9 protein-coding genes are annotated in these 12,269 nt (G+C 66.0%); 3 read left to right on the top strand and 6 right to left on the bottom strand.

What is annotated here, in order from left to right:
• Positions 1-46: 46 nt before the first annotated feature.
• The 3 genes from M4578_RS00495 to M4578_RS00505 form a co-directional block, all read right to left on the bottom strand.
• Positions 47-1,126 (bottom strand): ABC transporter ATP-binding protein, encoded by a 1,080-nt coding sequence (locus M4578_RS00495; protein WP_258091473.1) that lies wholly within the window; start codon positions 1,124-1,126, stop codon positions 47-49.
• A gap of 108 nt (positions 1,127-1,234) precedes the next feature.
• Positions 1,235-1,777 carry an RSP_2648 family PIN domain-containing protein gene (locus M4578_RS00500; RefSeq protein WP_258091474.1) on the bottom strand — a complete coding sequence of 181 codons (543 nt, stop codon included), beginning with the start codon at positions 1,775-1,777 and terminating at the stop codon, positions 1,235-1,237.
• A complete protein-coding gene (locus M4578_RS00505) occupies positions 1,774-2,970 on the bottom strand; it encodes an RSP_2647 family RNA methyltransferase (RefSeq protein WP_258091475.1) in 1,197 nt (398 codons plus the stop codon). Before M4578_RS00505 ends, M4578_RS00500 begins: the two co-directional genes overlap by 4 nt.
• 351 nt (positions 2,971-3,321) lie before the next feature.
• On the opposite strand from M4578_RS00505, the gene edd reads away from it, so the two are divergent.
• A complete protein-coding gene (edd, locus tag M4578_RS00510) occupies positions 3,322-5,127 on the top strand; it encodes a phosphogluconate dehydratase (protein WP_258091476.1) in 1,806 nt (601 codons plus the stop codon).
• 309 nt (positions 5,128-5,436) lie between these two features.
• On the opposite strand, the gene M4578_RS00515 is transcribed toward edd, so the two are convergent.
• The 3 genes from M4578_RS00515 to M4578_RS00525 form a co-directional block, all read right to left on the bottom strand.
• Positions 5,437-7,791, bottom strand: a complete 2,355-nt coding sequence (locus M4578_RS00515; RefSeq protein ID WP_258091477.1) for a TRAP transporter large permease — start codon at positions 7,789-7,791, stop codon at positions 5,437-5,439.
• 14 nt (positions 7,792-7,805) lie between these two features.
• Positions 7,806-8,735: a TRAP transporter small permease subunit gene (locus M4578_RS00520; RefSeq protein WP_258091478.1), complete on the bottom strand. Its 930-nt coding sequence runs from the start codon at positions 8,733-8,735 to the stop codon at positions 7,806-7,808.
• 132 nt (positions 8,736-8,867) lie between these two features.
• On the bottom strand, positions 8,868-9,953 hold the full coding sequence (locus M4578_RS00525; protein WP_258091479.1) for a TRAP transporter substrate-binding protein: 1,086 nt from the start codon (positions 9,951-9,953) through the stop codon (positions 8,868-8,870).
• Positions 9,954-10,180: 227 nt separating this feature from the next.
• Between M4578_RS00525 and M4578_RS00530 the strand changes: the two genes are divergently transcribed.
• Both M4578_RS00530 and M4578_RS00535 read left to right on the top strand, forming a co-directional pair.
• Positions 10,181-11,602 carry a cache domain-containing protein gene (locus M4578_RS00530; protein ID WP_258091480.1) on the top strand — a complete coding sequence of 474 codons (1,422 nt, stop codon included), beginning with the start codon at positions 10,181-10,183 and terminating at the stop codon, positions 11,600-11,602.
• Positions 11,599-12,243 carry a response regulator transcription factor gene (locus M4578_RS00535; protein WP_258091481.1) on the top strand — a complete coding sequence of 215 codons (645 nt, stop codon included), beginning with the start codon at positions 11,599-11,601 and terminating at the stop codon, positions 12,241-12,243. The genes M4578_RS00530 and M4578_RS00535 overlap by 4 nt, the downstream gene beginning before the upstream one ends.
• Positions 12,244-12,269 lie beyond the last annotated feature (26 nt).

Genomic DNA, 12,269 nt, shown 5'->3' on the forward strand with positions numbered 1-12,269 from the left:
ACTTATCTTTGCAGGTCGGCTGCGAAAGAAGATTAAGGTAAACCCCTTACCCTTTGACTGGAAAAACAAAACAGCGGTCGCGCCGCACCGTCAGCCACATCGGCGTGCCGGGTTTCGGCAGGAACACGTTGGGCACGGTCGCCTTCAGCACCTCGCCGTTGAAATCCATCCGGTATTCCACCAGGCTTTCCGAGCCCATGAACCGCGCCCGCTCCACCACGCCGCGCGCCGGCGTGCCGGCCATGGCAGTGGGGTTGGGGCCGCGTCCGGCGCGGTCGAAGTCGATGCCCACATGCTGCGGTCGGAAGACGATCTCGACCTCGCCGCCGTCGGGCACCCCGGGCGCCAGGAACTGGCCAAAGGGGGTTTCGGTCAGGGCCCCGCGAACTTTGCCGCGCAACACATTGATGTCGCTGAAAAACGCCACCGCCGCCTTGTCCACCGGCGCGTTGTAGATATTGTAGGGCGCACCGCGCTGGACGATGCGGCCGCCGCGCATCAGCGCGATTTCGTCGGCCATGCGCATCGCCTCTTCCGGCTCGTGGGTGACCAGCAGCACCGAGGCGCCTTCCTCCTTGAGCAGCGCCAGCGTCTCGTCGCGGATGCCGTCGCGCAGCCGGTTGTCGAGCCCTGAAAAGGGCTCGTCCATCAGCATGATCTTGGGCCGCGGCGCCAGCGCACGGGCCAGTGCCACGCGCTGCTGCTCGCCGCCCGAAAGCTGGTGGGGGTATTCGTCGATGAAATGCGCAAGCCCCACCCGGCTCAGAAGATCCTCGGCGCGGGCGCGCTTTTCCGATTTCGGCCCCTTCAGCCCGAAGGCCACGTTCTCGCCCACGGAAAGATGCGGGAACAGCGCGAAATCCTGGAACATCAGCCCGATCTGCCGGCGCTCGGGCGGGATCCGGAAGACCGTGTCGCAGATCAGCTTGCCATCCACATGGATGGTGCCCTCGTCCTGCATATCGACCCCGGCGATCATCCGCAGCGTGGTCGACTTGCCGCAGCCCGAGGGGCCCAGAAGACAGGTCACATGGCCCGGCTGGATCGTCAGCGACACATGGTCCACCACCGGCCGCCCCTCGAAGCGGCGCACAAGATCGCGGATTTCCAACCGGGGTGTCTGCACGCAGCCCTGCCTCTGTTCTATCCGATGAAAAGTATCGGAATTCCCTAGGCGATTACCAGCGGGCGCGCCGTGCCGCAACCCGGCACATCCCGCGCTTGGCACGCGCGCCTAATGTTCCAGCGCCTTTCCCAGACGCGGCAGGCGCGCCTTCTTCAGCAGCGACCGCATGGTCCAGTCCTCGCCCGAGAGCCGCCGCGCCTCGGCCAGCACCGACTCGCAGGCGCCGCGCACGAGCCCCGGCTGCGCCTCGTAGAGCCCGCGCAGAAAGCCGTCCGCATCGACCCGCGACAGCCCCTCTTCGGCAAGAATGCCGCGCGGGAAATCCTTGGCGTTCTCGGTGATGATGAGATCGGCACTGCCCGCGATGGCGGCGGCCAGCACATGCAGATCCGCCGGATCGGGCAGCCAGAGCCGCGCCTCCAGCGAGGGTTTCCAGCTGACTTCGGCCCCGGGCCATTGCGCGCGCAGCTGCGCGATCTCGCCGCGCGCCTGCACCTCTCCCATCGGCCCCAGCTTGCGCGCTGCCCGCGCCCATTCCTCAAGGATGCGCGCCGACCAGAGCGGGGTATAGGCGCCCGCCCGCGCCACGCCCAGAAGCACCTCGCGCATCACCGTGGGGTAAAGCACGCAGGTGTCGAGCAGTACCTTCACAGCCGGAACACCAGCGCCTTGAGATAGCCCGACTCGGCCAGCTGCGGCAGCAGCGGGTGGTCCGGCCCGGCAAAGCCCGTGTGCAAAAGCTGCGCGCGACGCCCGGCGCGGCCGATGCCGCGCAGGCAAGCGCCGGTGAAGCTGGAGAGATCGGCGGCATGCGAGCAGGAGCAGAGCACCAGATAGCCGCCCTCGTCGACCAGCGGCGCCGAGAGCCGTGCCACCCGCTCATAGGCGCGCAGCCCGGCATCGAGCGCCGGTTTCGAGGGCGCAAAGGCCGGCGGGTCGCAGATCACGAGGCCGAAGCGGGCCTCTTCCCCGCCAAGCGCGGTCAGCACATCGAACGCATCGCCCTGACGGGTGCTGAACCGCGCGCTGGCGCCCATCTGCCCCGCCCCCTGCTCGGCCAGCGCCAGCGCGGGCGCCGAGCCGTCCACCGCCAGCGCCGAGCTTGCGCCGCCGGCCAGTGCCGCAAGGGCAAAGCCGCCCACATGGGAAAACACATCCAGCACCGCCTGCCCTCCGGCGAGCCGCGCCGCAAAGGCGTGGTTCGGGCGCTGGTCGTAGAAAAGCCCGGTTTTCTGCCCGCCGGTGAGGTCGGCCATATAGGTGGCGCCGTTCATCTCCACCGGCAGCGGCGCCTCGGGCGCGGCACCCAGGAGCACCGCATTGGCGTCGTCGAGCCCTTCGAGCTGGCGCCCGCGCGAGCCTGCGTTTTTCAGAATATTGGTCACGCCGGTGACCTCGGCCAACGCCTCGGCGAGCGGGGTCAGCAGCAGCTCGGCCCAGGCGGCGTTGGGCTGGATCACGGCGGTGTCGCCGAAACGGTCGATGATCACACCGGGCAGCCCGTCGGCCTCCGCATGCACCAGCCGGTAATACGGCGAGGGATAGAGCCGCTCGCGCAGCGCCAGCGCGCGGGTCAACCGCGCCGTCAGCCAGTCGCGCCCGATCTCGGCCTGGGCATCGCGGTCGAGCATGCGCGCGGCGATCTTGGAGGCCGGGGTGACCCCGACCAGCCCCACCGGCATGCGCGCACTGTCTTCCAGCACCGCCACGGTGCCGGGGGCCAGCGCCTTGGTGCGGCGGTCGAGTACCAGCTCGTTGGCATAGATCCAGGGAAAGCCGCGGCGGATGGCGCGGACATTGGCTTTGGGCGTCAGACGGACGACGGGCAAAAGGGCGTCACTCATGCCGCTCCTATACCCTGCCCCGCCGTCCGAGGGAAAGCGCCGAAATCGGATATGCCCCTGCGCAAACGCGCCTTTTCACAGCGCTGCCGCCGCTTTGCCCCAAGGACGGGCCGCCACGGGATTCGCCCCTGCCGTGCGATGCCCCAAATGCGCCGCCGGTTGCCGCCCAGCCCGCAAAGCGATCAGAATCAGAGCAGACCCGGCCTGTCTTTCCGTCAATCGCGGCCATTGCGCGCCGATAATCGGTCTCACGGCGCATATGGCTTTACTGTTAGCGCTAACCAAATTACATGCTGGGGCATCGTGAAATTCCGCCGCCCCCGCACGGCGGCCAGAGGAGGGAAGCCCGCCATGCCGCTCGACGCCACGATCGCCAAAGTCACCGAGGCCATCGAAGCGCGCTCGGAATCCCGCCGCGCCACCTATCTCGACCGCATGCGCCGCGCCGCCGAGGAAGGCCCGCGCCGGGCGCATCTGACCTGCGGCAACCAGGCTCATGCCTATGCGGCGATGGGCGCGGATCAGGCAGCACTGGCCGAGGGGCGTGCGGCCAATATCGGCATCGTCACCGCCTATAACGACATGCTCTCGGCGCATCAGCCCTTCGAGCGCTTTCCGCAGATCATCCGCGACGCGGCGCGCGCGGCGGGCGGCACCGCGCAGGTGGCGGGCGGCGTGCCCGCCATGTGCGACGGGGTCACGCAAGGCCAGACCGGCATGGAGCTGTCGCTGTTTTCGCGCGACGTGATCGCGCTGGCGGCGGGGGTGGCACTCTCGCACAACACCTTCGATGCGGCGGTCTATCTCGGCGTCTGCGACAAGATCGTGCCGGGGCTGGTGATCGCGGCGGCGACCTTCGGCTATATCCCCGGCATCTTCCTGCCCGCGGGCCCGATGACCAGCGGGCTGCCCAATGACGAAAAGGCCAAGGTGCGCCAGCAATACGCCGCCGGAGAGATCGGACGCGACAAGCTGATGGAGGCGGAGATGGCCTCCTATCACGGGCCGGGCACCTGCACCTTCTATGGCACCGCCAATTCCAACCAGATGCTGATGGAGATCATGGGGCTGCACCTGCCGGGCGCGAGCTTCGTGAACCCCAACACGCCGCTGCGCGACGCGCTGACCACGGTGGGTGCGACGCGGGCGCTGGAGATCACCCGGCTCGGCAATGATTATCGCCCGGTCTGCGACATCCTCGACGCCAAGGCATTCGTGAACGGCATTGTCGGGCTGATGGCCACCGGCGGCTCGACCAACCTCGTGCTGCACCTGCCCGCCATGGCGCGCGCCGCGGGGATCGAGCTGACGCTGGAGGATTTCGACGCGATTTCCTCGGTCACGCCGCTGATGGCCAAGGTCTATCCCAACGGGCTTGCCGACGTGAACCATTTCCACGCCGCCGGCGGGCTGCAATTCCTCATCGGCGAGCTGCTGGACGCGGGGCTGCTGCATGAGGATGTGAAAACCGTCGCCGGCGACGGGCTGTCGCTTTACACGCAGGAGCCCAAGCTGAAGGGGGGCGTGCTGAGCTATGAGGAGGCGCCGAAGGGCAGCCAGAACGACAAGATCCTGCGCCCGGCCGGAGAGGCGTTCCAGCCCACCGGCGGGCTCAAGCAGCTTTACGGCAATCTCGGTCACGGCATGATGAAGATCTCCGCCGTGGCGCCCGAGCGCCATGTGATCGAGGCGAAGGCGCGGATCTTCCAGGATCAGGAGGCGGTGAAGGAGGCCTTCAAGGCGGGCGAGTTCACCGAGGACACGATTGTGGTGGTGCGCTTTCAGGGGCCGAAATCCAACGGCATGCCCGAGCTGCACTCGCTGACGCCGACGCTGGCGGTGTTGCAGGATCGCGGGCTCAAGGTGGCGCTGGTGACCGACGGGCGTATGTCGGGCGCCTCGGGCAAGGTGCCCTCGGCGATCCATATCTGCCCCGAGGCCGCCGATGGCGGGCCGCTGGCCAAGCTGCGCGACGGCGATCTGCTGCGGGTCGATGCGGTGGCAGGCACGCTGAGCTGTCTGGAAGAGGGCTTCGAGGCGCGGGAGCCGGTGACGGCGGATCTCACGGGGAATGGTCACGGTGTGGGCCGCGAGCTGTTCGAGGCGTTCCGGCAGAATGTGGGGCTGGCATCGAACGGGGCGGCGGTGGTGGTCTAACCCCTACTGTCGGATCATGCACCATATACACAACGGAAGCCGGGCCCAGCGGCGGCCCGTGGGCTGACGCTCTGCCCGCTGAATCCCGTACTTTATCCCGGCCAGATCCGAAGGACCTCCCAGCTCAGCGCCCACGTCACCAAAGCGGCAGCCCGCCGGGACGGGCAGCCGCTGGGCCCGGCGGCGCTACGCGCCTTGTTCCGGGCCTGGGTGCGAGGATTGAGCTAGGGGCTTTGCCGGACACGCCCCCAAGAACCGAAAAAGCGGACCCGAGGGTCCGCTTTTCCATGTCTCAACCAGCATCCCCGATCAGTTCGGGATCAGGTCCGGGATGATCGTCACGATCCCCGGCGCGAACCACAAGAGCGCCAGACCCGCCACCTGGATCGCCACGAAGGGCAGCACCCCCCGATAGATATGGCCCGTGGTCACGCTCGCCGGCGCCACGCCGCGCAGATAGAACAGCGCGAAGCCGAAGGGTGGGGTCAGGAACGAGGTTTGCAGGTTCACCGCGATCATGATCGTCACCCATTTCGGATCGAAGGACCCGCCATAGATCACCGGCCCCACGATCGGCACCACGATGTAGATGATCTCGAGGAAATCCAGCACGAAGCCCAGGATGAACAGCACCAGCATGACGATCAGGAAGACCTTGTGCTCGTCATCGAAGCTTTTCAGGAAGCCCTGGATGTAATGCTCGCCCCCGAAGGAGATCACCACGAGGTTCAGAAGCTGCGAGGCCACGAGGATGGTGAAGACCATTGAGGTCACCTTCGCCGTCTCGCGCACCGCCGGGCCAAGCACCCCGGCCTTGAGCAGCACCCAGCAGGAGAAGAACAGCCCGAAGAGCGCGTAGAGATAGGCGGCCTGCGCCACGAAGAAGGCGATCCAGCTTTCTGCGCTGACCTCTTCCGCGTTCACCCGCAGGTCGAAATTCACCCCCACGAGGATCATGATCACCACGGCAAAGGTGGACCAGAGCACGATGCGGGGCGATTTCTCCTGATCGCCCAGCTTGCGATAGGCGGCCAGCATGATCGCGCCCGCCGCCCCCAGCGCCGCCGCAGGGGTCGGGTTGGTGATGCCGCCGAGGATCGAACCCAGAACCGCCACGATCAGCACCAGCGGCGGGAACACCACCCGGATCAGATCGTTCTGCCCCAGCCGCTGCGCCGCATATTTAGCGCCCCAGAGCGTCAATAGCCATGGCACCGCCATCAGCACGACGGTCACGCCCGAAGAGGTGACGGGAGAGATGAAGAGCGCATCCACGATGAGCCCCAGCACGATCCCGCCCGCGCCGACATAAAGCGGCAGCGGATCGGAGCTGGGCGACACCGCCCGCCCCCAGGCCAGCACGATGCCCATCAGCACCGAGATCACCGCGATGCCGGTGCCGATCGGCGCGGCATTGGCGATCTTGGCGTCGCGGGCGGCAACCAGCTCTTCCGCGCTCAGACGGTGGCTTTCCTCGACACCGCCGGCGGCGTCGATTTCGGCCTGCTGCGCGACGGCCTCGTCCCAGGCCGACTGCCCGTGCAGCTCGATCATCGACGCCTGGCACTGCTCACCGACATTGGTGCGCAGGGTGGCGTTCTGGCCGGCATCGGAAAAGCTCGACACGGTCAGCGATTGCGAGCCCACCACGTTGATCTGGCCAAGGCCGATGGTGCCCACGATGATCAGCACCGGCACCAGCAGATACCAGGTCAGCGCCTCGCTGCGGGTCACCGGCTCGCCCATGGCCGCCGCACTGCGCACCGGCGGCGCCTTGGACGGGTTCAGCATGGCGAAGCCGAAGGCATAGGCTGCGTAGAGCACCGCCAGCAGGATCCCCGGCAGCAGCGCCGCCTGAAAGAGCGTGCCGACCGAGACCACCGCGGGCTTGCCCAGATAGGTGAGCGCATCGGTACAGCCCGCGGCCTGCGCCCGCGCCTCCTGTGCGGTCGAGTAGAGATCGCCCGCGAGCGTGCCCAGAAGCACGATCACGATGGAGGGCGGGATGATCTGCCCCAGTGTGCCCGAGGCCGCGATGACCCCGGTTGCCAGCTCGGGCGAATAGTTGTTGCGCAGCATCGTGGGCAGGGCCAGCAGGCCCATGGTCACCACGGTGGCGCCGACGATGCCGGTGGAGGCGGCAAGAAACGCACCCACCACCACGATGGACACCGCCAGACCGCCGGGCAGCGGGCCGAACACCCGCGCCATGGTCTTGAGCAGATCATCGGCGATCTTGGAGCGCTCCAGCACGATGCCCATCATCACGAACATCAGCACCGCAAGCAGCGTCTCGATGCTTTGGCCCGCGATGACCCGCTCGTTGATGCGGTTCACGATGAAGGAGACGTTGCGGTCCAGCGCCACTTCCCAGCCGCGTTCGAACACCGGTGTCGCGTAGCGCGGCAGGTCCGGGTAGCGGAAGATCGAGATCAGATCCTCCTTGACCCCGCTCGCGACCAGCTCGCGATAGGCGTCCGAACTGCTGTCGATGGCCTGGTGCACCAAAAGCCCCGCGCTATCCAGCGCAGCGATGATGCCGAAGGAGATGACCCCCGCGCCACCGATGGCAAAGGCCACCGGAAAGCCGGAGAGAATGGCGGAAAAGAGCGTGAGAAAGACGATGATCAGGCCGATCTCGACGCCATCGAGTCCGAATAGCATTTACCCTGCCCCTCTCAGAATTCTGCGTGGTCGTAGGCTTCTTCGCCTGCCTCGACCCGGTCGTGATCGTGGTATTTCCCCTCGCTCTCCTCGCCTTCCTTCCATTCCAGATAGGAGCGCCAGAAGAAGGTCACGCCCTGCAGGAAGATAAAGCCGCACATCAGCACGATGAGGATCTTGAAGAGGAAATAGGCGGAAAAGCCGTTGGGGCTGAAGCCGATGGTCTCGACGTTCCAGCGCAGCGCACGGGCCTTGCCCACCAGCCGCTCCAGCGTTTCCGAGGCCGAGGGCTTGGGCACGATGAGGTGGCGCCACAGGAAGAACCACGAATAAAGCCACATCAGCGTCGCCATGGGCAGCATGAAGATCAGGCTGCCGGTCATGTCGATGATCTTTTTGGTGCGGTATTTCACCGGCGCGTAGACCAGATCGACCCGCACATGCCCGCCCTGGATGAAGGTGTAGGCAAGGCACAGCGTCACCACGATGGCGTTGTAGAGCTTCAGCTCTTCCGACCACCAGCTGATGTCGAAGGTCACCGGCACGCCAAAGCCGAAGGCCATGTCGGGCCGCGCGAAGATGCGCTGCACGAAGATGATGACGACCTGCTGCAGCACCATGATGAGCCCCGCCCAGGCGGCGGTGCGGCCGACGGTGTTGCCAAAGGCCTCGAGCCCCCGGACCATGGCCCACATGACGTTGTTGCGCCAGATGCCGATGGCCGTCAGCACCAGGAACGTGGTGAACACGACAAAGAACAGTTCGGTCGATGCGCCGTAATACACAAAGCGCATGATCGATTCCTTGTCCGACCAGTCCAGCCAGCTTGACGGATGCGTCACAGCGTAGCCGAGATTGTAGAAGGACATGGCAATATTGCCGAAAAACCAGACCAAGCCGTTCAGGATTGCGCTGAACGCTCCGCCCGTGGCCGCCTCTTCCATGGCGCGGGCCTCCCTCTTGTGGTGCTATCCCCAGCCGCCGCTTTCACATCCCCAAGCGGGTGGTGCGGCGTCGTTTATTGAATGCAGACGCCCCCGCATAAAGCGGGGGCGTCTTGAACCCTGTCTGCGGGCTCAGATGCCCATCACGCGGTTCCGCTGTGCCGAGAAGGTGCCCTCGGATTTCGCGATCCACTGTGCCGAGGACTGGAGCGAGGCCATGTAGCTTTCGTAGCACTTGGCATAAAGCTCGTCGCCCATCGGCTCTTCGACCACTTCCTTGGCCGCGGCGCCGAAGGCATCCCAGACGCTGTCGGGGAATTCCATCAGCTTCACGCCACCGGCCTGAAGACGCTGCAACGCGGCCGAGTTGTTGGCCATGAAGAGCGACATCGACCAGATGTTCGCGGCGCGGGCCACCTGCGTCACGATCTGCTGATGCATCGGCGACAGACTCTCGAAAATCTCGAGGTTCATGGTCAGGTTCAGGTTCGGCCCCGGCTCGTGGAAACCGCCGGTGTAGTAGATCTTGGTGATCTCCTGGAAGCCGGCCTTTTCGTCCGCCCAGGGACCGATCCACTCGGTGCCGTCGATCGCGCCGGAGGACAGCGCCTGATACACTTCCGAGCCCGGCAGGTTCTGCACCGAGGCGCCGAGCTTGCCCAGCACCTGGCCGCCCTGGCCCGGCATGCGGAACTTGAGGCCCTGGAAATCCTCGGGCGAGTTGATCTCCTTGGCGAACCAGCCGCCCGACTGCGGGCCGGTGTTGCCCGAGGGAAACGCCTTGAGGCCGAAGATCGAATAGAGCTCGTCGCAAAGCGCTTCGCCGCCCTCGTGGTAGTACCAGTTGGCATATTCCATGAAGGTCATGCCGAAGGGCACCTGGCTGAAGAAGCTCAGCGCCGGGTGCTGGCCGAGGAAGTAGTAATCCACGCCGTGATACATGTCGGCCTGGCCGGCGGAGACCGCATCGAACACCTCGAAGGCACCCACGAGCTCGCCCGCGGCCTTCAGCTCGACGGTGAGCGCGCCGTCGGTGGCGGCGGTGATCTGGTCGGCGCAATATTGCGCGGTGTCATGCACCCCGGCGAGGCCGCGGCCCCAGGTGGTGACGAGGGTCAGCGTGCGCTTGCCCTGCGCATAGGCCGGAGCGGCCAGAGCAGTCGCGGCAGCGGCAGCGCCACCGGCAGTGGTGGCCCTCAGAAAAGAACGACGATCCATGAATATCCTCCCATGGTATTAACGGCGCGCCCCGCTCCTCCGGGCCGCGCGGATCGTGAAGTGCCGGCAGACTATCCGTGGACCCGGGGCCGGAAAATACCCAATGCCCCTGAGACGGGCACGAAAATTGCGGGTTTGTTCAGGGTTTCCGCAACGAAACGACGGCATTTTCTTGGGGCAAGGCACTGGAACGTGCTTGAATCGGTGCGAATCATCTTCGGAGCCTCATGCCCGCGCTTCTCGACCGTCTGCGCCTCAGCTATGGGCAGAAACTCTTTCTGCTCGCCTCGGTGCCGCTGATCCTGGCGGCGGCGGCGATTGCCGTGCTGGTCGCCTATCAGTCCCGCGCCATGGCCGATCGCGAAATCCGCGAGCTCGAGCGCCAGTTGATCGAGACCAAGAAGGCCGAGCTGCGCAATTACGTGACCCAGGCGCGCAACGGCTTTTACTTCATCTACGGGGTGGCTGCCCCCGACGACGAAGAGGCCAAGACCCGCGTGGCGCAGATCCTTGCCGCGATGATCTACGGCGATGACGGGTCGTTCTTTGTCTACGATTACGACGGCACCAATCTCGTCTCTCCCCGCCGCACCGAGCTGATCGGGCGCAACTGGACGGGCCTCACCGACAGCGAAGGCACGCCGATCACCGACCGGCTGATCGAGATCGCGCGGCAGGGCTCGGGCTATCACACCTATCTTTGGCCGAAGCCCTCGACCGGGGACGAGGCGCGAATGATCACCTTTGTTCTGGGGTTTCAGGACTGGCAATGGGCGGTGGGCACCGGCGTGTGGATCGACGACATCGTCGAACAGGTGGCGGTGGCGCGGGCCGGGGTGGAACAGCGCGTGCGGCGCACCTTTCTCTATATCGGCGGCATCACCCTAACCGCGCTGCTGACGGTGTTCCTCTCCGGTCTGGTGATGAATATCCGCGAACGGCGGCTGGCCGATGCCAAGCTCAAGGAGTTGACCCAGCGGGTCTTTGACGCGCAGGAGGAAGAGCGCGGGCGCGTGGCGCGCGAGTTGCATGACGGCATCAGCCAGATTCTCGTGGGGGTGAAATACGCGCTCGACATCGCCCGCCGGCGGCTGGCCACCGGCGATACGCGCGCCTCCGAAGCGCTTGAGCGCGGGCAGGACAACCTGCTGGGCGCCATACAGGAGGTGCGCCGCATCAGCCGCGACCTGCGGCCCGGTGTGCTCGACGATCTGGGCCTCGGCCCGGCGCTGAAATCGCTGACCGAGGATTTCAGCGCCCGCACCGGGATCGAAACCAGCCTGGAGACCGTGGTCTTCCGCAACCGCATCGACCAGGAGGGGCGCATCGCGCTCTACCGCATCGCGCAGGAGGCGCTGACCAATATCGAGCGTCACTCGGGCGCCAGCCGCGTCGAGATGGATCTGCGCGGCCACCGCAAGGGGGCGACGCTGCGGGTGTCGGACAATGGCTGCGGCATCGACCCCGAGCGGCACAAGGGTCACCCCGGCATCGGCCTGCGCAATATGCAGGAGCGCATGGACCAGCTCGGCGGCAGCCTGCGCGTCTTGTCCTCGCAGTCCGGCACCGTTATCGAAGCGCAAATTCCGCTGTCGCATCTGCTGCCTCCCGAAGAGAGCAGCGCTCAACCGCCGAGGGCCCGCGCATGACCCGCCCCACCCGTGTCGCCATCGTCGACGATCACCCGCTTGTGGCGGAGGGGATCGAGGCGATCCTGGAAAGCTATGACGACATCGAAGTCGCCGCGACGCTCTCCTCGGGGCAGGACATGATCGACCGGCTGGAAGAGCTGGCCCCGGATGTGATCCTGATGGATCTGAACATGCCCGGCCTCAACGGGCTGTCGGCGACGGAAATGATCCTCGAACAGCGCCCGGAGACGCGGATTCTGGTGCTGTCGATGCATGACACGCCGGAATATATCTCCACCGCCCTCGGCCATGGCGCGGTGGGCTATGTGCTGAAAGACGTGCCCACCGACGAGATCAAGCATGCGATCGACACGGTGATGGCCGGCGAGCGCTATCTCTGCACCGGCGCCGAGGGCGCACTGCGCCCCGTGATGTCGGGCGGGCGCGAACAGCTCACCAACCGCGAACAGATGGTGCTGCTGCAACTGGCGCAGGGAAAGTCGAACAAGGAAGTGGCGCAGACGCTGGATATTTCCGTGCGCACGGTCGAGACGCATCGCAAGAACATCAAGCGCAAGCTCGGCATCAGCTCCACCGCCGGACTTACCCGCTACGCGCTGGAACACGGGGTATTGCAGGGCACCGGCGTCAACGTCTGACGCAGAGCCCGTAGGGTGGGCAATCT

This window comes from Salipiger pentaromativorans (genome assembly GCF_024721115.1).
GTDB lineage: Bacteria > Pseudomonadota > Alphaproteobacteria > Rhodobacterales > Rhodobacteraceae > Salipiger > Salipiger pentaromativorans.